The sequence below is a fragment of the Kitasatospora sp. NPDC089913 genome (assembly GCF_044748625.1).
Lineage (GTDB): Bacteria > Actinomycetota > Actinomycetes > Streptomycetales > Streptomycetaceae > Kitasatospora.
In genome coordinates, this window is the sequence record NZ_JBIVGI010000022.1 from 22,533 (window position 1) to 49,501 (window position 26,969).

Here is a 26,969-nt window from a genome sequence, read left to right on the forward strand (position 1 = left end):
CGCGGCCGTACTCCCGAGTAACGTCAGTCCCATGGCATTCCGCACCAAGGACGAGGCCCTGACCCTCCTGCGCACCGCCCTGGACGAGGCCGGGGTGGCCTGGGAGCCGGCCGCCGCCGACCCGTACACCGTGGTGGCGACCCTCCCGGGCACCCGGAAGCTGAGCACCACCTGTGCGCTGCGGATCGGTGACCACACCCTCTCGGTCAACGCCTTCGTGGTCCGGCGTCCGGACGAGAACCACGAGGCCGTCTACCGCTGGCTGCTGGAGCGCAACACCCGTCTCTACGGCGTGGCGTACGCGGTCGACCGGCTCGGGGACGTCTACCTGGCGGGCCGGCTGCCGCTGGAGGCGCTGACCCCGGACACCGTGGACCGGCTGCTGGGCACGGTGCTGGAGAACGCCGACGAGCCGTTCAACACCCTGCTGGAGCTGGGCTTCGCCACCGCGATCCGGCGGGAGTGGGAGTGGCGCACCAAGCGCGGGGAGTCGACCCGCAATCTGGCGGCCTTCGCCCACCTGGCCGGTCCGGTCCCGGACCCCGTCGCGGCGGCGCCCGCCGCCGAGTAGCGGGCGGCGACGGCCGGACCGGAGGGTCGGGCCGGAGTCGCGGGCCGGAGGTGCGGGTCCGGCGGGCGCCGGGCGGGCCGGAAGGCTCAGCCCCCGGTCGCGGCCCGCTCCGGCTCGGCACTCGCCGCCGGGACCACCCGCGCCGTTCCCGTGCCCGCCGTTCCCGTGCCCGCCGTTCCCGTGGCCGCTGATCCCGTGGCCGTGCCCGCCGTTCCCGTCCCCACCACGTCCGACTTCGCCAGCGCCGCCCCCGGCCGTCGGCCGAGCAGGACGTACCCGCCCGCGGCGACCGTGCCGAGCACCGCGCAAGCCCCCCACATCACTCCGCTGCCGGCCCGCTCCAGCAGCACCCCGCCCGCGGCCGGCCCGAGGAACGAGGCGAGCGACCAGGAGAGCGAGTACACGCCCTGGTAGCGCCCGCGGGCCTCGGCCGGCGACAGCTCGGCGACCAGGCCCATCATGGTCGGCGCGTTCAGGATCTCGCCGAGCGTCCAGACCGCGACGGTGAAGGCGTAGAACCACGCCGAGGAGCCGGCCAGCGCGGTCAGGCCGAAGCCCCAGCCGATGAACAGCGCGCTGGCGACGAGCAGCGCCGTCCGGTCCCGGTTCTCCATCCACCGGGTGACCGGGATCTGGAGCACCACGATGAGCAGGCCGTTGAGGCCGATCACCAGGCCGTACTGGGTGGCGGTGATGCCGGCCCGGCCCATGTCCACGGCCAGCGTGGTGGAGCCCTGCTGCGCGACCAGGGCGAGCAGCAGGTTGAGCACCACCACCGCCATGAAGCGGGCGTCCCGGAAGACCGCGGCGAGGCCGATCGCCGGCCGCGTCCTCGGGCCGTCCGCGGTCGCGGCGGGCGTGTCCGGCCTGGTCTCGGGGATGCGGACGAAGATCACCACCGCGCAGACCACCGTGGAGAGCGCGTCCAGCAGGAAGAGCGTGAGGTAGCCGTGGGTGGCGATCAGGCCCGCCGCCGCCGCGGAGAGGCCGAAGCCGATGTTGATCGCCCAGTAGTTCAGCGCGAAGGCGCGGACCCGGTCCTCGGCGGGCACGATGTCCGCGATGATCGCCGAGGTGGCGGGCCGGGTCGCGTTGTTGCAGAAGCCGACCAGGAAGGCGACCACGGCGATGGCCACCTGGCCGTCGGTGAAGCCGAGCACCGCGGTGAACAGCGCGGTGCCGAGCTGCGCGGCGACCAGCGTCGGCCGCCGTCCGATCCGGTCGCTCAGCACCCCGGCGACGAGCGAGGCGACCGCCGAGCCCAGGCCGAACAGCGAGGCGACCAGCCCCGCGTAGGAGGCCGAGTAGCCCCGCTCGGTGGTCAAGTAGAGTGCGAGAAAGGTGACCACGAACGCGCCCAGCTTGTTGATCAGGGTGCTGGTCCAGAGCCACCAGAACTGCCGCGGCAGTCCGCTCATGGCTTCGGTGACGGCTCCGACCACGCGGGCCGGAACGAAAACGGGCATGTGGGGGCTCCCGGGCAGGCGGCCGACCGCCGGGCATGCGGGCAGGACCGCTCGGCGGAAAGGTAAGTGTCACTGATGCGATGCACACCTTACCTGTCGGGGGGTCCGCCCACCAGGGGTTTTATCGGGCTCCACTAAGCTGGGCGCCATGGCTGACACGACGTACCGACTCATCCTGCTCCGCCACGGCGAGAGCGAGTGGAACCAGAAGAACCTGTTCACCGGTTGGGTCGACGTCGACCTCAACGAGAAGGGCGAGAAGGAGGCCGCGCGCGGCGGCGAGCTGCTCGCCGCCGAGGGCTACCTCCCGGACGTCCTGCACACCTCGCTGCTGCGCCGGGCGATCCGCACCTCGCAGATCGCCCTGGACAAGGCCGACCGCCACTGGATCCCGGTCAGCCGCAGCTGGCGCCTGAACGAGCGCCACTACGGTGCGCTCCAGGGCAAGGACAAGGCCCAGACCCTGGCGGAGTTCGGCGAGGAGCAGTTCCAGCTCTGGCGCCGTTCGTACGACACCCCGCCGCCGGTGCTGGCCGACGACTCCGAGTACTCGCAGGCCGGCGACGCCCGTTACGCCGGGATCCCGAGCGAGCTGCGCCCGCGCACCGAGTGCCTCCAGGACGTCGTCGAGCGGATGCTGCCGTACTGGTACGACGCCATCGTCCCGGACCTCGCCGCTGGCCGGACGGTGCTGGTCACCGCCCACGGCAACAGCCTGCGCGCGCTGGTCAAGCACCTCGACGGCATCTCCGACGCCGACATCGCGGGCCTGAACATCCCGACCGGCATCCCGCTGGTCTACGAGCTGGACGCCGACTTCAAGCCCACCGTGCCCGGCGGCCGCTACCTCGACCCGGACGCGGCCGCCGCCGCGATCGAGGCGGTCAAGAACCAGGGCAAGAAGTAAGCCACTTGCCGCTACGGCCCCTCACCGGCGCATTCTGCGCCGGTGAGGGGCCGTCGTCGTTCCGGGCCCCGCCCCGTCGTCGTGGGAGGGGCCTTCGCCTCCAACCTCCTTGTGGTGAGGGGGAGTTCGGCGCAACGCAAAAGTGGTTCAGACCATTGACGCCTTCGGCGTGCGCTCCTACCGTGTGAGCAGCCACCCGGCGCAGGCATGCCAAGCCCCCACGCGCGCGTGTCCGCGCTCGGCGCACTCTCCATCCACCCCCACGGAGGAGCACCATGCGCACACGTCATGTCGTCGGAGCCGTGATCGCCGCCCTGTCGGTGCCGGTCGCGGTCGCCCTGCCGGCCCAGTCGCACGGCTACATCAGTACTCCGCCCAGCCGGGCCGCGCTGTGCGCGGCGGGCACCGTGCAGAACTGCGGCGCGATCCAGTGGGAGCCGCAGAGCGTCGAGGGGCCGAAGGGCTTCCCGAGCAGAGGCCCGGCCGACGGCGCGATCTGCGCCGGCGGCAACAGCCGGTTCGCCGAACTGGACGACCCGCGCGGCGGGAACTGGCCGACCACCGCCGTCTCGGCGGGTCAGCGGCTCACCTTCACCTGGAAGTTCACCGCCCGGCACGCCACGACCGGCTTCAAGTACTACCTGACCAAGGCGGGCTACGACGCCACCCAGAAGGTCACCCGGGCCAACCTGGAGTCGACCCCGTTCCTGAACGTCCCCTACAACGGCACGCAGGTGCCCAGCACCCTCAGCCACACCGCGACCCTGCCGAGCGGCAGGACCGGGCACCAGGTGGTGGTCGCGGTCTGGGAGATCGCGGACACCGGCAACGCCTTCTACTCCTGCACCGACGTCAGGTTCTGACGCCGGTCGTTCCGGTGGACCCCGTCGGCGTCCCGGCGGTGAGGAGTCCGGGGCGTGCGGCCGTCTCCCACGGCGGTCGCGCGCCCCGGAGCTCCGCGGCGGTACCGGGGACGGGGCCGGCGGAGCGGCCGGGCCGGACGCCTCTCAGTGGCCGCAGCAGCCGCCGTCGACCCCGCCGCACTGGCAGGGCGCGCCGGACTGGCAGCCGCAGCCGCAGCCCGGACCGCAGCCGCATCCGGCGGCGAGGACGGGGAGCAGCCCGGGGGCGGGCGGTTCCACGGTGTCGGGAGCCGATGCCGGGCCGGTCGGGTTTGCCTTCATCGCGCGGACCCCTCCTTCTGACGGGCACACTTCGGTGCCCACGGGATCGAGTGAAACCGCCGACCGGAGGAGGCGTCAACGGGCGCGCGGTGGTGGGGAGTCCACGCTCGCGTGCTTCCCCACCACCCTCGGCCGGGGTTTACCCGTTCCCGGGGCCGGGTGCCGTCCGGGACAGGAGTCCGGGACGGCATCCGGCGGGAGGTCAGTCGAGCTGGGCCGCGGCCTCGGAGGCGGCGACGAACTCGTCCACGTGCTCGCCGGTCACCAGGTACACCACGCGCTTGGCGACCGAGACCGCGTGGTCGGCGAAGCGCTCGTAGTAGCGGCCGACCAGGGTGACGTCCACCGCGGTCTCGATGCCGTGGTGCCAGCGCTCGTCGATGAGGTGCGCGAACAGCTCACGGTGCAGCGCGTCGATCGCGTCGTCGTCCTGCTCCAGCTCGAGCGCCTTGTCGACGTCCTTGGTGGCGATCACCAGGCCGGCCTTGGCCACCAGTCGCTGGGCGAGCTGGCCCAGCTCCAGGACGGTCGAGTGCAGGTCGGCCGGGACGGCGCACTCGGGGTAGCGCAGCCGCGCGACCTTGGCGACGTGGCGGGCGAGGTCGCCGCAGCGCTCCAGGTCGGCGCTCATCCGCAGCGAGGTGACGACGATGCGCAGGTCGGTGGCGACCGGCTGCTGGCGGGCGAGCAGGTCGATCGCCCGGTTCTCCAGCTCGTGGTGCAGGTCGTTGACCTTGCCGTCGGCGGCGATCACGCTCTCCGCCAGCGCCAGGTCCGCGTCGAGGAGGGCGGTGGTGGCCCGCCCCAGGGCGGAACCGACCAGCCGGGCCATCTCGACCAGGCTGTCGCCGATCGAGTCGAGTTCCTCGTGGTACGCGTCGCGCATTGTTCTCTCCTCAGTAGCTGTGTCGGTGGCGGTGCCGACCGGTCACCCGGTGCGGCCGTCCGAACGGCGCACCGGCGACCGCTGCTGGTGGCGCGCATCGTACGCGCGCACCCGGGGTGGCGGACGGCTGTTCGGCCGGGCCACCCGTCCCACACGGGCTCCGGCGCCCACTCTGGGCCGTCCGGGCGACCGCGCACGGCCCCTCCGGTGAATCGGCAGCTACCTGAAGGTGAATTCTCGGCAACGCGTGGTCGATCCCTTGACCTGGCCCTGGGGGAGCGGCCGCATCGTGCGCTTAGGCTGGCGCTATGGACGTGAACGTGGCCGCCGCCGCTGCCTGCGCCATAGCCGGGCTCGGCGTCGGCCTCACGGCCTCGATCGCTTTCCGCTGGAGCGAGCGCGAGCAGGCGAAGGGCAGGAACAGCGGCAGCAACCGGAATCAGGGCCTCGGCCCCGCGCAGGAACCCCCGCTCCCGCCGGGTGTCGACACGGTCCTCTCCGTGCTGCGCTCCTGCGCGATCGTGCTCGGCGAGGGCGACGAGGTGGTCAAGGCCAGCTCGGCGGCCTACGCGATGGGACTGGTCCGCGGTGGCGCGGTCGCCCTGGACCAGCTGCTCGCGCTGGCCAGGGGCACCCGCCGGGACGGCGAGATCCGGCAGATCGAGCTGGAGCTGCCCCGTCCGGGCGCGGCGCGGGCCGCCGAACCGCTGGCGGTCTCGGTCCGGGTCGCCCCGCTGGGCTCCCGGCTGGTCCTGGTGCTGGTCGAGGACCAGACCGAGCGCCGCCGGGTGGAGGCCGTCCGCCGGGACTTCGTGGCCAATGTCAGCCACGAGCTCAAGACCCCGGTCGGCGCCCTCTCGCTGCTCTCCGAGGCGGTCGCCGACGCCGCCGACGACCCGGAGGCGGTGCAGCGCTTCGCCGGGCGGATGCAGATCGAGGCGACCAGGCTGGCCAGCCTGGTCCAGGAGATCATCGACCTGTCCCGGGTCCAGGACGACCGGCTGATGGTCGACCCGGAGCCGGTCGCGGTGGACGAACTGATCGCCGAGGCGATCGACCGTTGCCGCCAGCAGGCCGCCGCCAAGCAGATCCTGATCGCAGCCGGCGGCATCGCCGGCCTCTACCTGCACGGAAACCGGGGGCAGCTGGCCGCCGCGCTCGGCAACCTGGTCGAGAACGCCGTCAACTACAGCCCGCCCCGGACCAGGGTGGCGATCGCCACCCGCCGGATCTCCAGCGCCGCCGCCCTGGGCGAGGCGGACGGCGAACTCATCGAGATCTCCGTGACCGACCAGGGCATCGGCATCTCGGAGAAGGACCGCGAGCGGGTCTTCGAACGGTTCTACCGGGTGGACCCGGCGCGCTCCCGGCAGACCGGCGGCACCGGTCTCGGCCTCTCCATCGTCAAGCACGTGGCCGCCTCCCACGGCGGTACCGTCTCGGTGTGGAGCGTCGAGGGCCAGGGCTCCACCTTCACCCTCCGCCTGCCCGCAGGGCAGGCCCCCGTGGACCGCCCCCTGGTGGGCGGATCCCCGCACTCCCTGTCAGAAACAACTCCCCAGCTTGCCCCGGAGGCCTGATCGTGACCCGAGTACTGGTGGTCGAGGACGAGGAGTCGTTCAGCGACGCCCTCTCGTACATGCTCCGCAAGGAAGGCTTCGAGGTGGCCATCGCAGCCACCGGCCCCGACGCCCTGGAGCAGTTCGAACGCAACGGCGCCGACCTCGTCCTGCTCGACCTGATGCTGCCGGGGCTGCCCGGCACCGAGGTCTGCCGCCAGCTCCGCGTCCGCTCCAACGTCCCGGTGATCATGGTCACCGCCAAGGACAGCGAGATCGACAAGGTGGTCGGGCTGGAAATAGGCGCGGACGACTACGTCACCAAGCCCTACTCCACCCGTGAGCTGGTCGCCCGGATCCGCGCCGTGCTGCGCCGCCGCGGCGAGAACGAGGGCCCCGGCGACGGCGGCGGCCCGGGTGCGCTCGAGGCCGGCCCGGTCCGGATGGACGTCGACCGGCACGTGGTGACCGTGGACGGCGCCAAGGTGGACCTCCCGCTCAAGGAGTTCGACCTGCTGGAGATGCTGCTGCGCAACGCCGGCCGGGTGCTCACCCGGATGCAGCTGATCGACCGGGTCTGGGGCGCGGACTACGTCGGCGACACCAAGACGCTGGACGTCCACGTCAAGCGCCTGCGCGCGAAGATCGAGCCGGACCCGGGCGCTCCGCGCTACCTGGTCACGGTGCGTGGCCTCGGCTACAAGTTCGAGCCGTAGACCGAACGGCCGGCCTCGCGGGCCGGTCCGAAGCACGGGCGAACGCCCCCTCCGGATCCTTCCGGAGGGGGCGTTCGTCCTGCCCGGTCCCGGGCGCGGGTCACCCGGTTCCGCGTGTGCGTCCCGCGGGCGAGTGCCCGGAACCGCGGCCGTGACTCAGTGGGCGGCCGGCGCGGTGGTAGCCGTGGCCGGAGCGGCCGGGGTGGTGGCGCCGGTGGCCTTCGGCGGCACGGCCGCCGGGGCGGTGGTCGGGCCGTAGCCCTTGTAGAGGCCCTTGTTCGGGCTGACCTGGGCCGTGGCGTCGACCTTGTCGTGGTTCTTGAACCCGAACGAGGCCGGCACGTAGCCGCCCACGCTCACGGTGGTGGAGGCGACCTTGGCGGTCGGGCTGCCCGGGCCGCCGAGCAGCAGCGCGCCGCCGGCCGGGACGACGACGGCGGGCAGGGCGGCGCCCTTGTCGTCGACGAAGGAGGCGGCCGCCCCGTCGCCGACGGTGATGGACTGCAGCTCGATCGGCTCGGTCCCGCTGTTGCTGATGTTCACCGTCACGTTGGCGGGGCCGGTGTGCTCGCCGGAGGACTCGTCCCCGGTGACCACGACGATGTTGTTCAGGCGGATGTCGGTGCCCAGGGTCGCCGACGCGTTGTCGGGCTTGACCTCCAGGGTGGCCGGGGTGTTCCCGGCGGCACAGGAGGACAGCGAGGCGATGGCGAGGGCGGCGATGGCGGCGATGCTGCCGCGTCGAAGGCTGCGGCTCACGGCGGCGGCTTCTCCTAGGTCACGTGTCGATAGGTCAGGTTCAGATTATCGACCACGCTTATGCCGTCCTCACGGGGTGGTCCCTTCGGGTCACGATCCGCCCGCCCGGACGTCCGGACGGCGGCATGTCCGCGTGTCCAGGTCAATCATCGACCAAGATCGGATCACGATCGGGAAACGGCCCGATAAACGGTGAAAACCCAAGATCAAATCATGGTTCCGGGAGTGTTGCCAGAGGTTTCGGCGGGCAGCGGAACCGCCTCCGACCTGCGGGAAGCCCTCCTCGAACACCGGTCGCAGCACGTCATGGGGGTGCTTGTCAAGCCCCGAGACCGGCCCTGACCTGCGAAAACGCCCTTCGGGTGCGCCGAAAAGCGTGTTATTCTGGAAAGCCACGGAAGGGGTCCTGTCACATGACGTTCAAGGTTGGCGACACGGTGGTCTACCCCCATCACGGGGCCGCGCTGATCGAGGCCATCGAAATTCGCCAGATCAAAGGTGTGGACAAGACCTACCTGGTGCTCAAGGTGCAGCAGGGAGACCTGACGCTCCGCGTGCCCGCCGAGAACGCGGAGTTCGTCGGCGTGCGCGATGTGGTCGGCCAGGAGGGTCTGGACCGGGTCTTCGAGGTGCTTCGCGCACCGTACACCGAAGAGCCGACCAACTGGTCCCGTCGCTACAAGGCGAATCTCGAGAAGCTCGCCTCGGGTGACGTTATCAAGGTCGCCGAGGTTGTGCGCGACCTCTGGCGTCGCGAGCGCGAGCGCGGCCTCTCCGCCGGAGAGAAGCGCATGCTCGCCAAGGCGCGCCAGATCCTCGTCAGCGAGCTCGCGCTGGCGGAGAACACCAACGAGGACAAGGCGGAGACGCTGCTCGACGAGGTGCTCGCCTCGTAGCGGCCGTCCGCTCCACAACGCTCACAGCGCCCGATGCCGGCGCGCCGCCCACCGGACCGACGGTCCGCGGGTGGTGCAGTGGCACTTCGGGCGCTGAGGCGTGTCCGGACGACGCCCCGCACCCGGCGGCCCGGTGGGCCTCGGGTCTGCATGACCGTTTCTGCTGATCTTGCGGGCGGAGGACGGTGGTGCTTCGGAAGGGGTCCACGCCCGTCGTGCACGCCATGGCCATACCCACTTCGCCGAAGGAGTGAAACCTGAACGCCACAGGAGCAATCGCAGCAGCAGTGGTTCCCGCCGCCGGCCGCGGCGAGCGACTGGGACCCGGCGCCCCCAAGGCCCTGCGTGACCTGGGCGGCGTGCCGCTCCTGGTGCACGCGGTCCGGGCGCTGACCCGCAGCCGGGCGGTCGGCCTGGTCGTGGTCGCGGCCCCCGCCGACGGCGTGGCCGAGGTGGTCGCCCTGCTCGACAGCCACGGCCTGGAGGACAAGGACATCCGGGTGGTGGCCGGCGGCGACACCCGCCAGGAGTCGGTCCGGCTGGGCCTGGCCGCCATCCCGGCCGAGGTCGGGATCGTGCTGGTGCACGACGCGGCCCGGCCGCTGGTCCCGGTCGAGGTGGTGGACGCGGTCGCGGCCGCCGTCCGGGCCGGGGCCGAGGCGGTGGTGCCGGCGGTGCCGCTGGCCGACACCGTCAAGCGGGTCGAGCCCGTCCGGGGCGGGCCCGAGCCGGTGCTCGACACGCCCGACCGGGCCACCCTGCGCGCGGTGCAGACCCCGCAGGGCTTCCGCCGGGACACCCTGGCGGAGGTGCACGCCAAGGCGCTGGCCGAGGAGTCGGCGGGGGCCGGGGGCGACCTGCCGCCGGTCACCGACGACGCCGGGCTGGTGGAGCGCTTCGGCGGCCGGGTGGTCGTGGTGCCCGGTCACGAGGAGGCCTTCAAGGTGACCCGTCCGCTGGACCTCGTCCTCGCCGAGGCCGTACTCGCCCGCCGGAGGGCCGCCGATGCCTACTGAACCGCACGCCCCCGTACTGCCCCGGGTGGGCATCGGCACCGATGTGCACGCCTTCGAACCCGGCCGCCCGCTGTGGGTGGCCGGGCTGGAGTGGCCGGACGCCGAGGTCGGCCTGGCCGGGCACTCGGACGCCGACGTGGCCGCGCACGCGGCCTGCGACGCGCTGTTCTCGGCCGCCGGGATCGGTGACCTGGGCGCGCACTTCGGCACCGACCGCCCGGAGTGGGCCGGCGCGTCCGGGGTGAAGCTGCTCGCGGAGGCGGCCCGGCTGGTGCGCGAGGCCGGGTTCGAGATCGGCAACGTGGCGATCCAGGTGATCGGGATCCGGCCGAAGATCGGCAAGCGCCGGGCGGAGGCGCAGGCCGCGCTCGGTGCCGCGGTCGGTGCCCCTGTCTCGGTCTCCGGCACCACCACGGACGGACTCGGTCTCACCGGCCGGGCCGAGGGTCTCGCCGCGATCGCCACCGCCCTGGTGTACGAACGGCGTTGACCTGTCCGGCGGCCCGCCGCCCGTCGGCGGCGGTGGCCCGGTGTTCGGCCGGGGCGCCCGCAGCGGAAATAGACCGGGGGTGACGGGTGTTCAACACCCTTTGCCGGAGCCCGGATCGCTACTCTTCGATGCGGGTTCGCCCCAGCAGTCGCCTTTCCACCGCCGCTCGACGAGAAGAACGAGGTCCCGATGGCCGCAAACCTCTCCGACCAGGCCAAGGCCCTGATCGACGACAAGAGCTTCGCCGTGATCACCACCCTGCAGCCGGACGGCAGTCCGCAGTCGTCGGTGGTCTGGGTGAAGCGCGACGGCGAGGACATCCTGTTCTCCACCGTCGAGGGGCGCCGCAAGCACCTCAACCTGCTGAAGGACCCGCGGGTCTCGCTGCTGGTCAACCCGCCGGAGAACCCGTACACCTACCTCGAGGTCCGCGGCGAGGTCACGCTGACCCGGGAGGGCGGCCGGGAGCTGATCGACGAGCTGTCGCTGAAGTACCGGGGCGAGGCGACGTACGGCTTCGACGGTCCGGACGACGTGCGGGTGGTCGTGCGGCTCACCCCGCGGAAGGTCGTCGGCTCGATCTGAGCCCGCCGGCAGTGGAGGGGGTGTCCCGGGGCGGTCCCTCGGGGCACCACCCGGACGTCACCCGGCGGAAAAGCATCCGCCGCGGTCTTGACATTTCGGAATGTCGCGAGGCACCCCCTGCTGCCCACTACGCTTGACGCTGTGAGCATTCGCCTGTACGACACCAGCACCCGCCAGGTACGCGACTTCGTCCCGCTTGTACCGGGTTGTGTCTCGATCTACCTGTGCGGCGCTACCGTCCAGTCGGCGCCACACATCGGGCACATCCGGTCCTACCTCAACTTCGACGTGATGCAGCGGTGGTTCGCCTACCGCGGCTACCAGGTGACCTTCGCCCGGAACGTCACAGACATCGACGACAAGATCATCGCCAAGGAGCGCGAGCTCGGCACGCCGTGGTGGCAGATCGCCTACGAGAACGAGCGTGCCTTCAACGACGGTTACGACGCGCTGGGCTGCCTGCGGCCGACCGTCGAGCCGCGGGCCACCGGGCACATCCCCGAGATGGTCGAGATGATGCGCGGACTCATCGAGAAGGGCCACGCCTACGCGGCGGAGGGCAACGTCTACTTCGACGTGAAGTCCTACCCCGACTACCTCGCGCTCTCCAACCAGAAGCTGGAGAACCTCCAGCAGCCCAGCGGCGAGGGCGAGACCGGCAAGCGCGACCCGCGCGACTTCGCGATGTGGAAGGCGGCCAAGCCGGGCGAGCCCAGCTGGGACACCCCGTGGGGCAGAGGCCGTCCGGGCTGGCACCTGGAGTGCTCGGCGATGGCCCACAAGTACCTGGGCGAGGCCTTCGACATCCACGGTGGCGGCCTCGACCTGATCTTCCCGCACCACGAGAACGAGATCGCCCAGTCCAAGGCCTTCGGCGACGCGTTCGCCGGCTTCTGGGTGCACAACGCCTGGGTCACCATGGCCGGCGAGAAGATGAGCAAGTCGCTCGGCAACTCGGTGCTGGTCTCCGAGATGGTCCGCCGCTGGCGGCCGATCGTGCTCCGCTACTACCTCTCCGCCCCGCACTACCGCTCGATGATCGAGTACAGCGAGGAGTCGCTGCGCGAGGCCGAGGCGGGATTCGGCCGCATCGAGGGCTTCATCCAGCGCGCCGTGGAGCGCTGCGGCACGGTCGACGCGGCGCCCGAGGTGCCGCCGGCCTTCGCCGAGGCGATGGACGACGACCTGGGCGTGCCGCAGGCGCTCGCGGTCGTGCACACCGCCGTCCGCCAGGGCAACAGCGCCCTCACCGCGGACGACAAGGAGAACGCGGTGGCGCGATTGGCCGAGGTCCGTGCGATGCTCGGAGTACTGGGACTCGACCCGCTCGACCCGCGGTGGGCCGGGACGGAGCGCGGCGAGGACCTGCACGGCGTCGTCGACTCGCTGGTCCACCTGGTCCTGGAGCAGCGCCAGGCGGCCAGGGCCCGCAAGGACTTCGCGACCGCGGACGCCATCCGCGACCAGCTCGGCCTGGCCGGGCTGGCGATCGAGGACACCCCGTCCGGCCCGCGCTGGACGATCAACAGCCAGTAACCCCCGGGTGACCGAGGGGTGAGCGGTGGGCCGTACCGGACCGGTGCGGCCCTCCCGCATGACGGAACGCATGCCGTCGACCGCACCGGCCCGAGCCGGCGCGGCCGGCCATGCCGGACAGACAGACAGGAAGTACAGCCATGGCCGGCAACAGCCAGCGCAGGAACCGCCGCAACCCCGGGTCGAAGAAGGGCGCGAGTGTCGGTACCGGCGGCCACAGCCGGAAGGCACTGCAGGGCAAGGGCCCGACGCCGCCCGGCGCGGAGCGCAAGGGGCACCCGAAGCAGCGGGCCGCCAACGCCGCGATCAAGCGCGAGCGGGACGCCAAGGCCCGCGCCGGCATGCGCCGGTCCGGTGCCGGCGGCCGGGGCGGCCGCGGCGGCGCCGGCTCCGCCGAGCTGGTCTTCGGCCGCAACTCGGTGGTCGAGGCCCTGCAGGGCGACGTGCCGGCCAACGCGCTGTACGTCCAGCAGTTCATCGACACCGACGACCGGGTCCGCGACGCCTTCCAGGCCGCCAACGACCGCGGCATCCCGCTGATGGAGGCCCCGCGCCCGCAGCTGGACCAGATGACCGGCGGGATGAACCACCAGGGCCTGGTGCTCCAGGTCCCGCCGTACGAGTACGCCCACCCCGACGACCTGCTGGACGGGGCCGCGGACTCCGGCGACGACGCGCTGATCGTGGCGCTGGACGGGGTGACCGACTCCCGCAACCTGGGCGCCGTGGTCCGCTCCGCCGCCGCCTTCGGCGCGCACGGCGTGGTGATCCCGGAGCGCCGGGCGGCCGGTATGACCGCCGGTGCCTGGAAGACCTCCTCGGGCGCCGCGGCCCGGCTGCCCGTCGCCCGCGCCACCAACCTCACCCGCGCCCTGGAGGCGTACCAGAAGGCCGGGCTGACCGTGGTCGGCCTGGCCGCCGACGGCGAGGCCGAGATCGGCGACCTGGAGGTGCTGACCGGGCCGGTGGTGATCGTCGCGGGCAGCGAGGGCAAGGGCCTGTCCCGGCTCGTCGCGGAGACCTGCGACGTGCTGGTGCGGATCCCGATGTCCGGGCTCACCGAGTCGCTGAACGCCGGTGTCGCGGCGGGCGTCGTCCTGTACGAGGCGGCCCGGCTGCGCCGCAAGGTCGGCTGACCCACCCCCGGGTCCGGCCGGCGGTAGCCGCACACGGCGGGTGCTCGGCGCAAGGCGTTCTCCGGAACCGCCCACCGTCCGCCCGCAATCAATGGAAAGCGATCGGATCCGCCCGGATCCGATCGCTTTTCTCATGATCACTTCAAGGGGACTCCCGATATCCACTCGGGAGAGTGTCCTAACCGGGTGTCACCCGGTTAGACGGGCGTGGACACCAGAACACCTCGGCGCCCGCTCCTGGGCGGTGGCAGCACCGGGATAGAAGCGGGCCCCGGCCTCAACACCGTCAAGGTGCCGTCGGACCCGGCACGCCTCAGCAGCACCCAGGCGAGCTTCCGGCTCCGGCTCGGCACCCCGGTGGCGCCGCTGATCGACGCCCCGGCCGGACTGCTGTCCACCGGCGCCGCTTTCGGCGACCCGTACGGCAGCCAGGGCCTGATCCGCCGCCCGTCGGTCACCCCGCAGGTGGTCGTCCCCGTCGGCGACGTGTCGGCGCTCGCCGGGGCGCCACCGCGCCGCAAGGGGCGGGTCACCGCGGTCACCTGGACCGGCGAGGCGCGGCCGGACGACGTCGCGGCCACCCGGCTGCTGGAGGCCGTCCGGCTGGGCGGCGTCCCGGCCGGGGTCGGCGGCCGCGGCGGCGGCCGCTCCGGCGGCTCGCCGGCGGACGCGGACACCCTGCTGGTCCCGCCGTACGGCGGCGCCCGGACGGTGCCGCGCCAGCCGCGCGAGGGCGACGGCACCGCCACCGAGGGCGGCGTCGGACCGGTCGGCGCGCCGCAGGGCTGGACGCCCAGCGGTGAGCTGCCCGAGGTCTCGGCCGCCGGGGCCGAGGGCAAGCAGCCCTGGTACCCCGGCCGCCGGGTGGACCTCGGTCTGGTGCTGCTGCCGCTGCGCGCGGTGCTCGGCTCGCTCTCCGTCTACGCCGGGTTCAGCAAGCTCTGCGACCCGGTGTACTTCGACGGCGGCGAGCGCGGCTCGATGATGCGCTGGCTGTCCTCGCTGCACCCCTGGAAGGTCGCCGAGCCGCTGCTGGCCTTCGCGATGGCGCACCCGGTCGGCTCCGGTCTGGTGGTGTCGTTCACCGAGATCGTGGTCGGCGTGCTCACCCTGCTCGGGCTCTGGCAGCGGCTCGCGGCCGGGGCGGCGATGGCGCTGTCCGCCGTGCTGCTGTTCACGGTGAGCTGGCGGGCCGTGCCGGTGTACGACACGCCCGACCTGATCTTCCTGGCCGCGTGGAGCCCGCTGCTGATCGCCGGGGCGCCGTTCGCCTCGCTGGACGGGCGGCTCAACCTGGAGGCCTGGCGGCGGTACGGCGCGGGCGCGCCGGCCGCGCTGCGCCGCCGGGTGCTGCGGCGCGGCGCCGTGGTCACCGCGGCTGTGGTCGGTCTGACGCTGCTGCTCGGCTCGATGCTGGGCGGAGCGGTCCGCACCGGCGCCCGGCCGCACCCGGCGCCGTCCCGGCCCGCCACCGATTTCGGCACACCGGTCTGGCCGAGCGGCGGACCGTCGGTGACCCCCGGCGGCAGGAGCCCGGCCGGATCGGTGCCCTCGCCGGCCCCGTCCCGGCCGGCCGCGCCGAGTGCCGCGGCCACCACCGCCGCGCCGTCCGGCGCCCCGTCCTCGCCGAAGGCGGCCCCGGCCACCCCGAGCGGCAAGGCGAAGTCCTCGGCGAAGCCGGAGACCGGCACGGCCCCGTCGGCCGCTCCGGCGGCCTCCGCGCCGCCGGCCGCGCCCGCCCCGGCCGGGTCGACACCCGCGCAGCGCGCCACGCCCGCGGCCCCGGCGGCCGGGACCGGGACGGCGCCGAAGCCGGCCCCGAGCACCGGGACCGGCGGCACCCCGAGCGGGTCCGGCGCCTCCCCGGGTGGTTCGGGACTGCTGGGCGGGGTGCTGGGCAGCGCGCCGCTGGCCGAGCTGTCCGGCGGCGGCGCCCGCGGCTCCCGCCCGGAGCCGGCCACGGCGACCTGACGGGCGGGCCGGGGGAACCGGCCCGGGAACGGCGACCGGCCGGGTGCTCCGTGGGGGAGTACCCGGCCGGTCGCCGTCGTGCGTGGAGCGGTTCGGCGGAGCGCGTCGGGGCAGCGCGTCGGCGCGGCGCGTCGGGGCGCTCCGCCCGGGCCCGCCCTACTGCGGGGCGCGGCCGGCGCCCCCGGCGAGCTCCTTGGCGGCCTCGGTGAGGTCCTTCGCGGTGTCGATGGCCCGCCAGTAGACGCCCTGCGGCAGTTGGTAGCCGGCCAGCCGCTTGCTGCGGGCCAGCTGCGGGAAGGTGGTCCGCTCGTGGTCGCCCACGTCCGGCAGCAGCTCGGCGAAGTCCGGGCCGAAGACGTAGAGGCCAGCGTTGATGAGGAACGGCGAGGGCGGGGCCTCGATGAAGTCGAGGACGTTGCCGAACTGGTCGGTCTCCACCGCGCCCCACGGGATCCGCGGCCGGGCCAGCGCGAGCGTCGCGACGGCGTCCCGCTCGTGGTGGAAGGCGGCCATGTCGCGCAGGCTGAACCTGGTCCAGATGTCGCCGTTGGTGGCGTACCAGGGTTCGTCGGGGCGGGGCAGCGCCTTGGCGGCGTACTTGAGGCCGCCGCCCCGGCCGAGCGGCTCGGCCTCGACCACCGTGCGGACCCGCAGCGGCAGTTCGGCCCGGTCGAGCCAGTCCTCCAGCACGTCGGCCAGGTGGCCGCAGGAGATGACCGCGTCGGTGACGCCCTCGGCGGCCAGCCAGGCGAGCTGGTGGCCCAGGATCGGGATGCCCGTGCCCGGGATCTCGACCAGCGGCTTGGGGCGGTCGTCCGTGTAGGGGCGCAGCCGGGAGCCCTGGCCGCCGGCCAGGATGACGGCCTGGGTCACCGGCACCGGGCCGATGGCGGGAGCGGGCTGGGGAGCGGCCGTGGGGCCGGAGTCAGCGGTCATGGCTGAACAATAGGCGTGCCGGGCCGGGCGGGAGACCCGCCCGGTGCGGCCGGCCGTGCCCGCGGCCCGGTGGCGGTCCCGCCACCGGGCCTGCCCGGACTCGCTGCCCTTGCCCCTGCCCCGGTCCTGCCCCGGTCCTGCCCCGGTCCTGCCCCGGTCCGCCGTCGTGACCCGGCCCCGGTGGGCACCGGACGGACGACGGCCGGGGTCCCGGGTGGCTGCCGGGGGCTCCCGGTCCGGTCAGCCCGCCGCGCCGGCGGCGAACGAGCCGTCGCAGACCGCGCGGGCGAAGGTCCGGGCCCGCTGGACGTCGCCCTGGTACTTGCGCACCGCCGCCTTGCCGAGCTCGGTGGCGAGCGAGCTGCAGTAGGGGGTCAGCGCGGGCTGCTCGCGCATCGCGCGCTCCAGCAGGTCGAGCGCGCTGCCCGGGTTGTGGGCCCGCAGCTCGTCCATGAGCGCGACGCGCAGCGCGTCCTGCGGGGCGAGCCCGTCGGACGTCGTGGCGGTGGTGGCGGTCCGGCCGATCCCCGCGCCGTCCCCGCTGGACGCCGCCACGACCTGCTGGTCCAGCGACGTGGGCGGGGCCCACGGGACCCTGGTCACGGCGAGGGTGCCGGTGGTCACCAGGACGACGGGCAGGGTGAGGGCGACGGTCTGGCCGATGCGGCGAACTAGCTGCTTCACGCACAGGAGAGTAGCGGTGGGTAGGGCTCGGATCGCCCTCCGTTACACCATCGAGTGACACGGTGTCCTGGTTCGTCCCGTCACCGGGTTGACGCCGTCGTCCGTCGGAGTGGCCCGGAGCGGCGGGAGCCCCGCCGGACCGGGTGACGGTCGGACGGGGCTCCGTGCCGCGGGCGGTGGCCCGGCGTGGCTCAGCTGGAGAGGCGGGCGCCGGTGCTGCTGGAGAACACGTGGGTCTCGTTGGCGACGGGCACGACGTGGATCGTCTCGCCGCGGGCCGGGATCTGGCGGCCGTGCACGCGGACGACCAGGTCCTTGTCCTCGCCGCCGATCTTGGTGGTGCCGTAGACGAAGCCGTCCGAGCCGAGCTCCTCGACCACGTTGACGGTGACCGCGACGCCCTCGATGCCGCCGCCGGGGACGATCTCGAAGTGCTCGGGACGGATGCCCACGGTCACGTTCTTGTCGGAGCCGGCGCCGGCCAGGTCCTCGCGGGAGATGTTGACGACCGAGCCGCCGAACTTCACGCCGCCGTCCACCAGCGGCACCTCGACCAGGTTCATCGCGGGCGAGCCGATGAAGCCGGCCACGAAGAGGTTGGACGGCCGGTCGTACATGTTGCGCGGGGTGTCGACCTGCTGCAGGACGCCGCCCTTGAGGACCGCGACGCGGTCGCCCATGGTGAGCGCCTCGGTCTGGTCGTGGGTCACGTAGACGGTGGTGATGCCCAGGCGGCGCTGCAGGCCGGCGATCTGGGTGCGGGTCGAGACGCGGAGCTTGGCGTCCAGGTTGGACAGCGGCTCGTCCATCAGGAAGACCTGGGGCTCGCGGACGATCGCGCGGCCCATCGCGACACGCTGGCGCTGGCCGCCGGAGAGCGCCTTCGGCTTGCGGTCCAGGTAGTCGGTGAGGTCGAGGATCTTGGCGGCCTCTTCGACCTTGGTGCGGATCTCGGACTTGTTGACGCCCGCGATCTTGAGCGCGAAGCCCATGTTCTCCGCGACGGTCATGTGCGGGTACAGCGCGTAGTTCTGGAACACCATCGCGATGTCCCGGTCCTTCGGCGGCAGGTGGGTCACGTCGCGGTCGCCGATGCGGATGGCGCCGCTGTTGACGTCCTCGAGCCCGGCCAGCATGCGGAGGCTGGTGGACTTGCCGCAACCGGAGGGGCCGACCAGGACGAGGAACTCGCCGTGCTCGATCTGCAGGTCCAGGGCGTCGACCGAGGGGGTGGTCGCCCCGGGGTAGACACGGGTCGCCTGGTCGAACGTCACAGAAGCCATGGCTGAACTCTCCTTCACCGGCAGGAACGTGCCGGACGATCCGAGTAAAGGGTGGGGGACTGCATTCGGCCGGTTCCCAGAGGTGGTCTGAACCTCTGTACGAATCCGGCTCCGGGCGACGCTACCTGCGTGTACGCCGCTTGTCAGCCCCTCGACGGCCGGATTTCGGCATCGGTTCCATCACGCCCGCCCCGCCCGCCCCGGCCCTCGGCTCACCACCGACCCCCGGCCGCCCGAGCCCGGATATCCCCACACCGCCCGCTCCACGCCCGGTAGACTGCCCCCGGTGCCGCCGTGATCCGTCGCGGACGGTCACCATGCCTCCTTAGCTCAGCTGGCCAGAGCACCGCTCTTGTAAAGCGTAGGTCGTCGGTTCGAATCCGACAGGGGGCTCCGGCGCGAGTGTGGCGAAGCCCCGGACCGGTCCCCGGTTCGGGGCTTCGCCGTCTCCGGCGCGCGCTCGTCGGTCGGTGGGTACCGCCCTTCTCGCTCTGCGGACACCACTGCCCGGGTTGTCGGAGCGGTCTGGCAGGATCCGAGCTGTCGTCAAGATCGTTCGGAGGGGAACCTGTGCGTAGTACACGTACCGTCGGTGCTGCTGTCCTTGCTGTTTCGGCCCTCGGCGGGCTGCCGCTGGCGGCACCCGCCCATGCCGAGTCGTCGTTGCAGCCGAATCTGACGGTCAACGTCTTCCGTCCCGGGTACGCGGAGGCGGACCGGCCGCTCCGGGCGGTCGCGAGCACGGGCGGGCCCGCCGAGAGCGCCGATCCGGTCGTCGCCAACACGCTCGACTTCGGCGACGGCACGGTCGTGAACGCGGCCGAGGCGCCCCAGTCCTCGTACTCCCACGACTACGCCCGGGCCGGCACGTACACGGTGACCCGTACGATCACGGACGACAAGGGCCGTACGGGCACGGTCTCGCGCTCCGTCACCGTCGGCAGCAGCTATGTGCCGCTGTACTACCCCACGAGGTACCTCGACACCCGCACCGGTCAGGGCGCTCCGGTCGGCCAGCTCGGCCCGCGCGGCGTGCTGAAGCTCCAGGTCACCGGTGTCAACGGTGTCACCGGGGTGCCGACCGACCGCCCCGTCACCGCGGTGATGCTCAACCTGACGGTCACCAATGCCACCGAGCCCACGCACGTCACCGCCTTCGCGGGTGGGGAGGTGCCGACGGCGTCCAACGTGAACGCCGTGCCGGGCCGGGACGTCGCGAACGCCGTACTGGTGCCGCTGGCCGAGGACGGCAGCGTCTCGTTCTACAACAATGCCGGGGAGGCCGACCTGGTGGTCGACATCCTGGGCTACTACACCCCCGAACCGAGGAGCGCCTCGGTGCGGCTGGGCACGACCCGGAACGCCGTCCGTGTCCTCGACACCCGCACCGGGACCGGCGGTCACCCCCGGCCGCTGGCGGCGGGCGAGCTGATGACCACCAAGGTGCACGGTCCGGGGCTCCTCCCCACCGACGCCCGGATCGCGGTCGTCAACCTCACCGCCACCGAGGGCACCGCGAGCAGCTACATCACGGTCGCGCCGGCCAATGCCCACCCGACGACGTCCAGCCTCAACTTCGCCGTGGGGCAGACCGTCGCCAACCACCTGTCCGCACCGGTCAACGCCAACGGCACCATCACGTACTACAACCACGTCGGCGAGGTGAACCTGCTGACCGACATCCAGGGCTACTACGCGAGCGCCATTTCGAACGCCGACGTCAAGCCGGTCGTCGTCACCGCGCCGACCCGGGTGGTGGACACCCGGGTCTCCCACGGGGCGCTGGGGGAGCGGGAGACCCTCAAGGTGAAGGTCAAGGGCGTGGGCGGTGTGCCCGACGGCGTCTCGGCGGTCATGGTCAACCTGACCGCGACCAACGCCACCCAGGACAGCTGGCTGAAGGTCTCCATGCCGGGCAGTGACTGGACCGACGCCTCGAACGTCAATGTCACCCCCGGTGCCACCGTGCCCAACGTCGCGCTGGTGCCGGTGGATTCCGAAGGCTTCATCGAGGTGTACAACAACGCGGGATCGACGGATGTGGTCGTCGACCTCCAGGGCTACACGGCGTAGTGACCCCGAGCCCGGCGGCCCGCCCGGGCGCGCCGAGGCGCAGTGGGAGCCCCGAACCGGCCGCCGGTTCGGGGCTCTTCGCGTTCCGGGTGCCGGCCGGCCCGGTCATCGCTGCTTGAGCCGGCGCAGGGTGTGGCCGGGGGCGTGGGTGGTGAACAGCTCGGCGGCGCGGCGGTAGGAGAGCCGGGCGCGGCCGGTGTGGGGGCAGCGGTCGGCGGCGGGGGTGGTGGCCGGGGCGCGGCGGTCGGTGAGGAGGAGCGGGCCGGTGGGGCGGCCGGCGAGGTGGAGCGGGAGCAGCCGGGCGGTGCCGGCCTGCCAGGTCAGGGGCGGGGCCGGGGGGCGGGTGCGGCGCTGCGGGAGGTCGAGGTCGTCGACGTCCAGGGCGAGCACGGTCTCGACGGGGGCGCCGCTCTCGTGGAGGAGGCGCCAGAGGAGCTGTTCGCGGAGCGGGACGCGCAGGGCGAACAGGGCGCGCAGCTGCTCGGCGGTGAGCGGGCCGGGGCCGTGCTCGGGGCCAGGCAGCGGGCGGGGGCGCAGGCCCTCGGTGGGGTCGGTGCGGATCCAGCCCCGGGCGCGCCACCAGCTGACGGCGGCGCGCAGGGTGGAGAGCTCGCGGTTGAGGGTGCGCGGGTCGGTGCCGGTGGAGCGGCGGGCGACGGCGGTCCGTAGCCGGCCGGCGCAGTCGGGGTGGTCGAGCAGCGCGAGCGGGAGGACGGGCGGCTCGGCCCGGCGGCGGTCGGGGCCGGCCGGGGCGGGCCGGTCGGCGAGGGCCCAGGCCCAGGTGTCGAGCGCGATCCGGTAGATCCGGCGGGAGCCGGCGCCGAGCCCGGAGGCGGCCAGGTAGCGGTTGACGGCGACCGCGTACTCGACGGGTGGGAGCTGGGGCATCGGGTGCTCGCTTTCCGCAGTAAACCGTGGCGGTGGAGGTGGCTCGATCGTAGCGCCAAGGCGCAGTAAATCGCAGGTGAGGAGGGATTTTTGGGCGTTTTACTGCGGCAATGGACAGCTGGGCAAAAATTGATGGCCATAGGCTCGAGTTTTCGCTCGGAAGGTCTTGTCCGGCACTCCTGCCGCGACCAGACTTGCCGCCCGTGGCAGTGGATGAGGGAATCCCCCGCACGGGCCGGTCGGCCGTGCTGGGCGAACGCGACTTCAGGTGGTTCTTCGTCGGCTACGCGACCTCGCTGGTCGGCTCCTCCATGGCGCCCGTGGCGGTGGCCTTCGCGGTGCTCGGCAGCGGGGGCGGCGGGACGGAGCTGGGCTGGGTGATGGCCGCCCGGATCCTGCCGATCGTGCTGGTGATGCTGTTCGGCGGGGTGGTGGCCGACCGGCTGGGCAGCCGCCGGGTGATGCTCGCCGCCGACGTGCTGCGCTGCGCGGTGCAGGGTGCCTTCGCGGTGCTGCTGCTCACCGGGCACGCGCGGCTCTGGGCGATGGTGGCGCTGGTCGCCGTCTGGGGCCTGGGCGAGGGGGTGTTCCTGCCCTCGCTGGGTGCGCTGGTGCCCGCGCTGGTCCGTGACGAGGAGCGGCGGCCGGACGCCAACACCTTGCTGGGGCTGGCGCGTTCGGTGTCGACGGTGGCCGGCCCGGCGCTCGCGGGCGTGATCACGGCGGGATACGGGCCGGGGGCGGTGCTGGCGATCGACGCGGTGACGTACGGGGTCGGCGCGCTCGCGCTGGCCCGGCTGTCCGTCGCTCCGCCGGGCGCAGCGGGGAAGGCAGGGAAGGCGGGGAAGGCGGGGAAGGAGGCCGGGGCGGCCGACCGCGAGCACTCGACGGTCGCCGATCTCCGCAACGGCTGGAGCGCGTTCCGTTCCCGGCGCTGGCTCTGGGTGACCACCGTGCAGATGGGGCTGTTCAACCTGCTGGTCTGGGCGCCCTTCCTGGTGCTCGGCCCGCTCACCGCGCAGCGGGAGCTGGGCGGCGCGCGGGCCTGGGGCCTGGTGATGGGCGTGTACGGGGTCGGGGCGGTGCTGGCCGGGCTGCTGATGCTCGGGCGCCGGCCCGGGCGGCCGCTGGCGGTGGCGACGGTGGCGACCCTCGGCTGGGCGCTGCCCTCGGCCTCGCTCGCGGCGGGGCTGCCGCTGGGCTGGACGGTCGCGGCGGCGCTGGTGGCGGGGGCCGGTTCGGCGGTCTGCGGCTCGCTGTACGAGTCCACGATGCAGCGCTGGGTGCCGGCCGAGGTGCTGGCGCGGGTGACGGCGTTCGGTGGGCTGGGGGCCTTCGTGCTGGGGCCGCTGGGGCTGGCGGCGGCCGGCCCGCTGGCCGACCGGGTGGGGGCGGCCGCCGTGCTGGCCTTCGGCGCGGGGTGGCAGCTGTTGGCCGCGGCGGTGGTGCTGGGGGTGCGCGCCGTGCGCTGCCGGGGCTGGGACGGGGAGCCGGGGGCGGACGCGGGGCCGGTGGAGAGGGTCCGGTCGGCGGCGGGTGCCGGGTGAGGCGGGCGGTCGTACCGTGGGTGGTGCGGGGGCGAACGGAGGAGGCAGACCATGCCCGGTTCTCTCACCATCGGCCACCACGAGGCGGCCGCGTCGCTGGACCACACGGACGCCGTGCGGCTCGCGACCGTGCTGGACGAGCTCGCGTACCTGCTGGAGATCCCGGGGCCGAACCGGATCAACGACGCCCAGGTCGCCGCGCTGTGCGAGGGGATGCCCGCCGACCGGGCCGAGCTCGCGAACTGGTCGCGGACGGTCGCCGCGGAGCTGAAGGGGCGGCGCTCCTGACCGCCGCCGCGCCGGGGCGTCCGCCCGGTCCGCCGTACGATGACGCGCGGGCCGGGTGGCCGGCGCGGGTCCGGACGGACCCGGGCGGCACCGCCGGCGCGGCGGACAGCAGGGGGGAAGACGTGGCGGGGAGTACGGCGACGCCGTTGTCCTGGTTGACGGTGGAGACGCCGCTGCCGAGCGGGCCGCTGCACATCGCGGTCACCGCGCGGGGCGTGGCGGCGGTCGGCTACCTCGGGCGGGAGGGCGAACTGCCCCGCTGCACCGACGAGTCGAAGATCGCCGCGGTCACCGGCCGGGTCGGCGAGTACCTGGCGGGCCGGCGGCGGGAGCTGGAGCTGCCGATCGACTGGAGCCTGAGCACCGGCCCGCACCGGGAGGTGCTGCGGACCCTGTTCCACGGGGTGCCGTACGGGCGGACCATCACCTACGGCGAACTGGCCGCCCGTAGCGGGGTGTTCGCCGGGGTCGAGGAGCCCGGCCTGGCGGCCAGGACGGTCGGGCAGATGATGGCCGCCAATCCCGTCGCGCTGCTGGTGCCCTGCCACCGGGTGGTGGCGGCGGACGGGATCGGCGGTTTCGGCGGCGGCCGGGTCGGGATCGACGTCAAGCGCTGGCTGCTGACCCTGGAAGGGGTGCTGGAGCCGACGCTCGACTGGAACGGGCCGCTGTAGCCGGATCGGTGACGACCGGTCAGTGCACCAGCTCGCCGGCCGGCCGGCCGGCCGGGGCGAACGGCGGCAGCCGGCGCGGCAGGACCGGCTGGATGCCGGACACCAGGGTGTACTCGATGCCCGTCGGATCCCCGGTCCAGTCGGTGTCCGGGCGTTCGCCGAGCGCCAACTGCACCGCGTTCCAGGGGAGGTTGAGCCCGCACAGGCGCAGCTGGTGCAGTCCGCCGGAGGGGCGGGTGTTGACGTCGATGACCACCGGCTCCCCGTGCAGGTGCCGGAACTGCACATTGGAGAGGTAGGACATGCCGGTGGCCTCGACCACCCGGCGGGCCGGTTCGAGGTACCGCGGCTCGGTGGTGAAGCTGCGGCGGCGGTGGTGCTTGCTGCGGCCGACGCCGGCCAGCAGGGTGCCGTCCAGGTCGGCGAGGCAGTCCACGGACACCTCGGGGCCGTCGAGGTAGGGCATGACCAGCAGGTCGGCGAGGGTGCCGGGGGCCTCGCCGGCCGCCCGGTCGAGCGCGGCGGCCACCTGGTCCACCTGGACGCGGCTGTCCCAGCCGGCCAACCGGTGGAGTCCGAAGGCCTCGCGGGTGAGCACCCGGAAGCCCTCCCCGCCGGCGCCGGAGGCGGGCTTGAGGCAGGCGGTGAGACCGGCCGCCTCGATCAGGTCGACGGCGCCGACCAGCTCCTCGGCGGTGCGCACCAGCCACCAGGGCGGGGTGGGCAGTCCGGCGGCGGCGATCGCCGCGTAGCCGTCGGCCTTGCTGTCGAAGGCGGCGATCGCGGTGGCGGGCGGGCAGGCGAGGGCGGTGCCGACGGCCTCGAACTCGTGCCGGTGCAGCGATATCGCGAGCTGGTGCAGCCGGGGCACGAACACGTCGACGCGGTGGCGGGCGCAGTGGTCGAGGGCGTAGGCGACGTAGGCGTCGGGGGTGAGGTCGGCGGGTTCCAGGCCGGCGGTGTCGGCGGCGGCGAGCACGGGGGAGTCGGGATCGACGTGGGTCGCGTGGACCCGGACCGCGCGGGGGGCGGCGTGCAGCTGTTCGATGAAGAACACGTTCTCGGCGTACGTGCGGTTGAGCCAGACGGTGACGGGGGCGCTCAAGGGGGCTCCCAGGGCAGGGGTGAACGAGGAGAAGGGCGCTGGTTCGGCCGCATTCGTCCTGGCTCCGTGGCCCTTTGAGGTGGCACCTTAGCGGTCTGTCGAACGGGCCCGAACGCGGGGTGGCTCCGTCGCGGGTCCGCCGCGGACCGACCCGGAGGGCGAACCGGACCGTCCCGTTCCGGAAATGATTGGATCACTTGATCGATTCAATATCGATCAGACATTCTATTCGTACTATTTTTTCGGTTATTCCGACCACTCGAAAGAGTGATTGCGGCCGCCCTCCGAATGGGCCCACCATGATTGTTGCAAGTTGCAAGGCGACACTTCATCGGGTACGGGTACGCGAAGGGCTCCCTATGTCGACCGAAACCAACGTCGGTATTCCTGCACCGGGCGGTGAAGCGCAGACCCGGGACCAGCAGAGTCTCGCGACCGCGGCCGCGCGCAACCTGGCGACGACGACCAAGTCCGCGCCGCAGATGCAGGAGATCAGCCCCCGTTGGCTGCTCAGGACGCTGCCCTGGGTCCAGGTCTCGGGCGGCACCTACCGGGTCAACCGCCGGCTGCGCCACGCCGTCGGCCGCGGCCGGGTGAGTTTCGACCGCACGGGCAGCCAGGCCCGGATCCTGCCCCAGACCCTGCGCGAGGTGCCGGTCCTGCGGGGCTTCCCGGACGACGCGGTGCTGGAGGAGCTGGCCGGGCGCTTCGTCCAACGCGAGTTCTCCGCGGGTGAGGTCCTGGTCGCCGCCGGAGCGCCGATCGACGAGGTCTTCATCATCGCGTACGGCAAGCTCAACCGGTTGGGAACGGGCAAGTACGGCGAGGAGACCGTGGTCGGCACCCTGGCCGACGGCGACCACCTCGGCGACGAGGCGGTCCGGCAGGAGGGCGGCGACTGGTCGTACACCGTCCGGGCGGCCACCGCCGGTACCGTGCTGTCGCTGCGCTGGGCCGACTTCCAGCAGCTCGTCGACCGCTCCGACGCCCTCCAGCTGCAGATCATGGAGTACCTGGAAGGCTTCCAGCAGCCGCAGAACAAGCACGGCGAGGCCGCGATCGGCCTCTCGGCCGGCCACCACGGCGAGTACGAACTCCCCACCGCCTTCGTGGACTACGAGCTCAGGCCGCGCGAGTACGAGCTCAGCGTCGCCCAGACGGTGCTCAAGGTGCACTCCCGGGTCGCCGACCTCTACAACCAGCCGATGAACCAGACCGAGCACCAGCTCCGGCTGACCGTCGAGGCGCTGCGCGAGCGCCAGGAGCACGAGCTGATCAACAACCCGGAGTTCGGCCTGCTCCGGAACGCCGACCACGAGCAGCGGATCCAGACCCACTCCGGCCCGCCCACCCCGGACGACATGGACGAGCTGCTGAGCCGCCGCCGGGGCACCAAGCTCTTCCTGGCCCACCCGAGGGCCATCGCCGCCATCGGTCGCGAGTGGAACCGGCGCGGCCTGTACCCGGACACCGTCGAGCTGCAGGGCCGACAGGTCCTCGGCTGGCGCGGAGTTCCGCTCCTCCCGTGCAACAAGATCCCGATCGTCAACGGCAGCACCACCTCGGTCCTCGCGATGCGCACCGGCGAGCAGAACCAGGGTGTCATCGGTCTGCACCAGACCGGAATTCCGGATGAAGTCGAGCCGAGCCTTTCGGTGCGATTCATGGGAATCGACGAGAAGGCCATCATTTCCTATCTGGTGAGCGCCTACTACTCGGCCGCGATCCTGGTGCCGGACGCCGTCGGCGTGCTCGAGAACGTCGACATCGCCCACCGCCAGGACTGACCGGGGCGGCCGGGATCGCGTCGTCC

The 26,969-nt window shown here is 73.1% G+C and carries 26 protein-coding genes and 1 tRNA gene; 18 read left to right on the forward strand and 9 right to left on the reverse strand.

Annotated features, from left to right (window positions below; translation table 11 throughout):
* Window positions 1-31: 31 nt before the first annotated feature.
* Window positions 32-571: a YbjN domain-containing protein gene (locus tag ACIPYS_RS28140; RefSeq protein WP_400751111.1), complete on the forward strand. Its 540-nt coding sequence runs from the start codon at window positions 32-34 to the stop codon at window positions 569-571.
* Between the two features lie 86 nt (window positions 572-657).
* Here ACIPYS_RS28140 and ACIPYS_RS28145 read toward each other — a convergent pair whose 3' ends face one another.
* Entirely contained in the window at window positions 658-2,037 is a 1,380-nt protein-coding gene (locus ACIPYS_RS28145) for an MDR family MFS transporter (RefSeq protein ID WP_400751114.1), read from the reverse strand.
* Window positions 2,038-2,185: 148 nt separating this feature from the next.
* On the opposite strand from ACIPYS_RS28145, the gene ACIPYS_RS28150 reads away from it, so the two are divergent.
* Together ACIPYS_RS28150 and ACIPYS_RS28155 are read left to right on the forward strand one after the other, a co-directional pair.
* Complete coding sequence (locus ACIPYS_RS28150) at window positions 2,186-2,944, forward strand: phosphoglyceromutase (protein ID WP_093861542.1); 759 nt, start codon at window positions 2,186-2,188, stop codon at window positions 2,942-2,944.
* A gap of 275 nt (window positions 2,945-3,219) precedes the next feature.
* A complete protein-coding gene (locus ACIPYS_RS28155; protein WP_093861543.1) occupies window positions 3,220-3,807 on the forward strand; it encodes a lytic polysaccharide monooxygenase in 588 nt (195 codons plus the stop codon).
* A gap of 144 nt (window positions 3,808-3,951) precedes the next feature.
* On the opposite strand, the gene ACIPYS_RS28160 is transcribed toward ACIPYS_RS28155, so the two are convergent.
* Together ACIPYS_RS28160 and phoU are read right to left on the reverse strand one after the other, a co-directional pair.
* Window positions 3,952-4,128, reverse strand: a complete 177-nt coding sequence (locus ACIPYS_RS28160) for a hypothetical protein (protein WP_159424970.1) — start codon at window positions 4,126-4,128, stop codon at window positions 3,952-3,954.
* A 202-nt stretch (window positions 4,129-4,330) separates the two neighbouring features.
* Window positions 4,331-5,014, reverse strand: a complete 684-nt coding sequence (gene phoU, locus ACIPYS_RS28165; protein WP_093861544.1) for a phosphate signaling complex protein PhoU — start codon at window positions 5,012-5,014, stop codon at window positions 4,331-4,333.
* Between the two features lie 308 nt (window positions 5,015-5,322).
* Here phoU and ACIPYS_RS28170 point away from each other — a divergent pair, with 308 nt between their 5' ends.
* Together ACIPYS_RS28170 and ACIPYS_RS28175 are read left to right on the forward strand one after the other, a co-directional pair.
* The gene (locus ACIPYS_RS28170; RefSeq protein ID WP_093861545.1) at window positions 5,323-6,594 is read left to right on the forward strand and encodes a cell wall metabolism sensor histidine kinase WalK; all 1,272 of its coding nucleotides are present in this window, start codon (window positions 5,323-5,325) and stop codon (window positions 6,592-6,594) included.
* Between the two features lie 2 nt (window positions 6,595-6,596).
* Window positions 6,597-7,289 (forward strand): response regulator transcription factor, encoded by a 693-nt coding sequence (locus tag ACIPYS_RS28175; RefSeq protein WP_030305055.1) that lies wholly within the window; start codon window positions 6,597-6,599, stop codon window positions 7,287-7,289.
* 156 nt (window positions 7,290-7,445) lie between these two features.
* Here ACIPYS_RS28175 and ACIPYS_RS28180 read toward each other — a convergent pair whose 3' ends face one another.
* Window positions 7,446-8,048 carry a DUF461 domain-containing protein gene (locus ACIPYS_RS28180; RefSeq protein WP_400751122.1) on the reverse strand — a complete coding sequence of 201 codons (603 nt, stop codon included), beginning with the start codon at window positions 8,046-8,048 and terminating at the stop codon, window positions 7,446-7,448.
* 413 nt (window positions 8,049-8,461) lie between these two features.
* Between ACIPYS_RS28180 and ACIPYS_RS28185 the strand changes: the two genes are divergently transcribed.
* From ACIPYS_RS28185 to ACIPYS_RS28215, 7 genes are all read left to right on the forward strand, one after another.
* Window positions 8,462-8,944: a CarD family transcriptional regulator gene (locus ACIPYS_RS28185; protein WP_030244332.1), complete on the forward strand. Its 483-nt coding sequence runs from the start codon at window positions 8,462-8,464 to the stop codon at window positions 8,942-8,944.
* A 257-nt stretch (window positions 8,945-9,201) separates the two neighbouring features.
* Window positions 9,202-9,960 (forward strand): 2-C-methyl-D-erythritol 4-phosphate cytidylyltransferase, encoded by a 759-nt coding sequence (gene ispD / locus ACIPYS_RS28190; RefSeq protein WP_231978817.1) that lies wholly within the window; start codon window positions 9,202-9,204, stop codon window positions 9,958-9,960.
* Window positions 9,950-10,450 (forward strand): 2-C-methyl-D-erythritol 2,4-cyclodiphosphate synthase, encoded by a 501-nt coding sequence (ispF, locus tag ACIPYS_RS28195; RefSeq protein WP_093861548.1) that lies wholly within the window; start codon window positions 9,950-9,952, stop codon window positions 10,448-10,450. The genes ispD and ispF overlap by 11 nt, the downstream gene beginning before the upstream one ends.
* A 189-nt stretch (window positions 10,451-10,639) precedes the next feature.
* Window positions 10,640-11,035 (forward strand): PPOX class F420-dependent oxidoreductase, encoded by a 396-nt coding sequence (locus ACIPYS_RS28200; RefSeq protein WP_093861549.1) that lies wholly within the window; start codon window positions 10,640-10,642, stop codon window positions 11,033-11,035.
* Between the two features lie 141 nt (window positions 11,036-11,176).
* Window positions 11,177-12,571: a cysteine--tRNA ligase gene (gene cysS / locus ACIPYS_RS28205; protein WP_093861550.1), complete on the forward strand. Its 1,395-nt coding sequence runs from the start codon at window positions 11,177-11,179 to the stop codon at window positions 12,569-12,571.
* A 140-nt stretch (window positions 12,572-12,711) separates the two neighbouring features.
* Window positions 12,712-13,707 carry a 23S rRNA (guanosine(2251)-2'-O)-methyltransferase RlmB gene (gene rlmB / locus ACIPYS_RS28210; protein ID WP_093861551.1) on the forward strand — a complete coding sequence of 332 codons (996 nt, stop codon included), beginning with the start codon at window positions 12,712-12,714 and terminating at the stop codon, window positions 13,705-13,707.
* Between the two features lie 207 nt (window positions 13,708-13,914).
* Window positions 13,915-15,678, forward strand: a complete 1,764-nt coding sequence (locus ACIPYS_RS28215; protein WP_400751128.1) for a DoxX family membrane protein — start codon at window positions 13,915-13,917, stop codon at window positions 15,676-15,678.
* 156 nt (window positions 15,679-15,834) lie between these two features.
* On the opposite strand, the gene ACIPYS_RS28220 is transcribed toward ACIPYS_RS28215, so the two are convergent.
* The 3 genes from ACIPYS_RS28220 to ACIPYS_RS28230 all read right to left on the reverse strand — a co-directional run bounded on the left by ACIPYS_RS28220 (window position 15,835) and on the right by ACIPYS_RS28230 (window position 18,581).
* A complete protein-coding gene (locus tag ACIPYS_RS28220; protein WP_173862103.1) occupies window positions 15,835-16,614 on the reverse strand; it encodes a nucleotidyltransferase family protein in 780 nt (259 codons plus the stop codon).
* A 240-nt stretch (window positions 16,615-16,854) separates the two neighbouring features.
* Entirely contained in the window at window positions 16,855-17,298 is a 444-nt protein-coding gene (locus ACIPYS_RS28225; RefSeq protein WP_093861553.1) for a hypothetical protein, read from the reverse strand.
* A gap of 191 nt (window positions 17,299-17,489) precedes the next feature.
* The gene (locus tag ACIPYS_RS28230; RefSeq protein ID WP_093861554.1) at window positions 17,490-18,581 is read right to left on the reverse strand and encodes an ABC transporter ATP-binding protein; all 1,092 of its coding nucleotides are present in this window, start codon (window positions 18,579-18,581) and stop codon (window positions 17,490-17,492) included.
* 319 nt (window positions 18,582-18,900) lie between these two features.
* Between ACIPYS_RS28230 and ACIPYS_RS28235 the strand changes: the two genes are divergently transcribed.
* Window positions 18,901-18,974: transfer RNA gene (locus ACIPYS_RS28235), tRNA-Thr, on the forward strand.
* A gap of 177 nt (window positions 18,975-19,151) precedes the next feature.
* Complete coding sequence (locus tag ACIPYS_RS28240) at window positions 19,152-20,654, forward strand: PKD domain-containing protein (protein WP_159424971.1); 1,503 nt, start codon at window positions 19,152-19,154, stop codon at window positions 20,652-20,654.
* Window positions 20,655-20,759: 105 nt separating this feature from the next.
* Here the strand turns inward: ACIPYS_RS28240 and ACIPYS_RS28245 are convergent, their stop codons facing one another.
* Window positions 20,760-21,542 (reverse strand): hypothetical protein, encoded by a 783-nt coding sequence (locus tag ACIPYS_RS28245; RefSeq protein ID WP_400751133.1) that lies wholly within the window; start codon window positions 21,540-21,542, stop codon window positions 20,760-20,762.
* A 203-nt stretch (window positions 21,543-21,745) separates the two neighbouring features.
* On the opposite strand from ACIPYS_RS28245, the gene ACIPYS_RS28250 reads away from it, so the two are divergent.
* The 3 genes from ACIPYS_RS28250 to ACIPYS_RS28260 all read left to right on the forward strand — a co-directional run bounded on the left by ACIPYS_RS28250 (window position 21,746) and on the right by ACIPYS_RS28260 (window position 24,051).
* On the forward strand, window positions 21,746-23,089 hold the full coding sequence (locus tag ACIPYS_RS28250; RefSeq protein WP_400751136.1) for an MFS transporter: 1,344 nt from the start codon (window positions 21,746-21,748) through the stop codon (window positions 23,087-23,089).
* A gap of 51 nt (window positions 23,090-23,140) precedes the next feature.
* Complete coding sequence (locus ACIPYS_RS28255; RefSeq protein WP_093861558.1) at window positions 23,141-23,377, forward strand: hypothetical protein; 237 nt, start codon at window positions 23,141-23,143, stop codon at window positions 23,375-23,377.
* 122 nt (window positions 23,378-23,499) lie between these two features.
* On the forward strand, window positions 23,500-24,051 hold the full coding sequence (locus tag ACIPYS_RS28260; RefSeq protein ID WP_400751140.1) for a methylated-DNA--[protein]-cysteine S-methyltransferase: 552 nt from the start codon (window positions 23,500-23,502) through the stop codon (window positions 24,049-24,051).
* A 19-nt stretch (window positions 24,052-24,070) separates the two neighbouring features.
* Here ACIPYS_RS28260 and ACIPYS_RS28265 read toward each other — a convergent pair whose 3' ends face one another.
* On the reverse strand, window positions 24,071-25,156 hold the full coding sequence (locus ACIPYS_RS28265) for an ATP-grasp domain-containing protein (protein ID WP_400751143.1): 1,086 nt from the start codon (window positions 25,154-25,156) through the stop codon (window positions 24,071-24,073).
* 359 nt (window positions 25,157-25,515) lie between these two features.
* Between ACIPYS_RS28265 and ACIPYS_RS28270 the strand changes: the two genes are divergently transcribed.
* Window positions 25,516-26,943 (forward strand): family 2B encapsulin nanocompartment shell protein, encoded by a 1,428-nt coding sequence (locus ACIPYS_RS28270; RefSeq protein ID WP_093861561.1) that lies wholly within the window; start codon window positions 25,516-25,518, stop codon window positions 26,941-26,943.
* The last annotated feature ends 26 nt before the right edge of the window (window positions 26,944-26,969 follow it).

Bases quoted from the DNA above. Each gene is read 5' to 3' on its own strand.
- ACIPYS_RS28140 (WP_400751111.1), top strand. From the start codon at position 32: ATGGCATTCCGCACCAAGGACGAGGCCCTGACCCTCCTGCGCACCGCC.
- ACIPYS_RS28145 (WP_400751114.1), bottom strand. From the start codon at position 2,037: ATGCCCGTTTTCGTTCCGGCCCGCGTGGTCGGAGCCGTCACCGAAGCC.
- ACIPYS_RS28150 (WP_093861542.1), top strand. From the start codon at position 2,186: ATGGCTGACACGACGTACCGACTCATCCTGCTCCGCCACGGCGAGAGC.
- ACIPYS_RS28155 (WP_093861543.1), top strand. From the start codon at position 3,220: ATGCGCACACGTCATGTCGTCGGAGCCGTGATCGCCGCCCTGTCGGTG.
- ACIPYS_RS28160 (WP_159424970.1), bottom strand. From the start codon at position 4,128: ATGAAGGCAAACCCGACCGGCCCGGCATCGGCTCCCGACACCGTGGAA.
- phoU (WP_093861544.1), bottom strand. From the start codon at position 5,014: ATGCGCGACGCGTACCACGAGGAACTCGACTCGATCGGCGACAGCCTG.
- ACIPYS_RS28170 (WP_093861545.1), top strand. From the start codon at position 5,323: ATGGACGTGAACGTGGCCGCCGCCGCTGCCTGCGCCATAGCCGGGCTC.
- ACIPYS_RS28185 (WP_030244332.1), top strand. From the start codon at position 8,462: ATGACGTTCAAGGTTGGCGACACGGTGGTCTACCCCCATCACGGGGCC.
- ispF (WP_093861548.1), top strand. From the start codon at position 9,950: ATGCCTACTGAACCGCACGCCCCCGTACTGCCCCGGGTGGGCATCGGC.
- ACIPYS_RS28200 (WP_093861549.1), top strand. From the start codon at position 10,640: ATGGCCGCAAACCTCTCCGACCAGGCCAAGGCCCTGATCGACGACAAG.
- rlmB (WP_093861551.1), top strand. From the start codon at position 12,712: ATGGCCGGCAACAGCCAGCGCAGGAACCGCCGCAACCCCGGGTCGAAG.
- ACIPYS_RS28220 (WP_173862103.1), bottom strand. From the start codon at position 16,614: ATGACCGCTGACTCCGGCCCCACGGCCGCTCCCCAGCCCGCTCCCGCC.
- ACIPYS_RS28230 (WP_093861554.1), bottom strand. From the start codon at position 18,581: ATGGCTTCTGTGACGTTCGACCAGGCGACCCGTGTCTACCCCGGGGCG.
- ACIPYS_RS28245 (WP_400751133.1), bottom strand. From the start codon at position 21,542: ATGCCCCAGCTCCCACCCGTCGAGTACGCGGTCGCCGTCAACCGCTAC.
- ACIPYS_RS28255 (WP_093861558.1), top strand. From the start codon at position 23,141: ATGCCCGGTTCTCTCACCATCGGCCACCACGAGGCGGCCGCGTCGCTG.
- ACIPYS_RS28270 (WP_093861561.1), top strand. From the start codon at position 25,516: ATGTCGACCGAAACCAACGTCGGTATTCCTGCACCGGGCGGTGAAGCG.